We start from the raw sequence: 388 nt of genomic DNA on the forward strand, positions 1-388 counted from the left end.
GTTGCTGGAGCGGGCGGGCGACTGGGCGTGGGGCCGTACGGGGACCGAGCGGCTCGTGTTGCATGTGCATGAGCGGAACGAGCGCGCCAGGGCCTTCTACGAGAACCGGGGTTTCCGTGCCACTGGCCGTACGCAGGCGCACCGAGGGCCCGCTGGCGGTGTGGTGTGGGAGATGGCGGCGCGGGTGCCCTCAGGCTTCGACGGTTCTGAGAAGCCGGGTGAGGAGGCTGAGACCCGCGCGGTCCACTGAGCGTGCTTGGGCGCTGAGGATGACCACGGCCGCCTGCCGCTCGGGTGCCACGGCGAGCAGCGAACGGTAGCCGCCGGTGCCGCCGTTGTGGAACAGCGCCTGCGGGCCGTCGCTGCCCAAAGGGAAGGAGATCCAGCC

The 388-nt window shown here is 71.4% G+C and carries 1 protein-coding gene and 1 pseudogene; one reads left to right on the plus strand and one right to left on the minus strand.

Translation table 11 applies throughout. From position 1 onward, the window contains the following. Nucleotide 1 precedes the first annotated feature (1 nt). Nucleotides 2-250 (plus strand): GNAT family N-acetyltransferase, encoded by a 249-nt coding sequence (locus FNX44_RS27800; RefSeq protein WP_228450361.1) that lies wholly within the window; start codon nucleotides 2-4, stop codon nucleotides 248-250. On the opposite strand, the pseudogene FNX44_RS27805 reads toward FNX44_RS27800, so the two are convergent. Next, nucleotides 191-388 (minus strand): annotated as a pseudogene (locus FNX44_RS27805) (hypothetical protein); the annotation flags it as partial. The gene FNX44_RS27800 and the pseudogene FNX44_RS27805 overlap by 60 nt on opposite strands.

This window comes from Streptomyces alkaliterrae, assembly GCF_007097205.2.
Taxonomy (GTDB): domain Bacteria; phylum Actinomycetota; class Actinomycetes; order Streptomycetales; family Streptomycetaceae; genus Streptomyces; species Streptomyces alkaliterrae.